We start from the raw sequence: 249 nt of genomic DNA on the forward strand, positions 1-249 counted from the left end.
GTTTTGATATTGAAAAAGATATTTTAGGACAAGATCAACAAGGTAATGATGTAACCCTTAAAGATTTATGGCCAACCGATGAAGAAATAGATGCAGTAATTCAACAAAGCGTTAAGCCTGAGCAATTTAAAAAAGTGTACGAGCCTATGTTTGACTTAACCGTAGATTACGGTGAAGACAACGACCCACTTTACGATTGGCGAGCGCAAAGTACCTATATCCGCCGCCCGCCTTATTGGGAAGGAGCAC

At 40.6% G+C, this 249-nt stretch carries 1 protein-coding gene; it reads left to right on the forward strand.

Annotation, left to right across the window (positions count from 1 at the left end):
• A partial coding sequence (locus R2R70_RS22070) for a hypothetical protein (protein ID WP_410979208.1) occupies nt 1–249 on the forward strand: 249 nt, incomplete at both ends.

Source organism: Cobetia sp. SIMBA_158, assembly GCF_046566945.1.
Taxonomy (GTDB): domain Bacteria; phylum Pseudomonadota; class Gammaproteobacteria; order Pseudomonadales; family Halomonadaceae; genus Cobetia; species Cobetia amphilecti.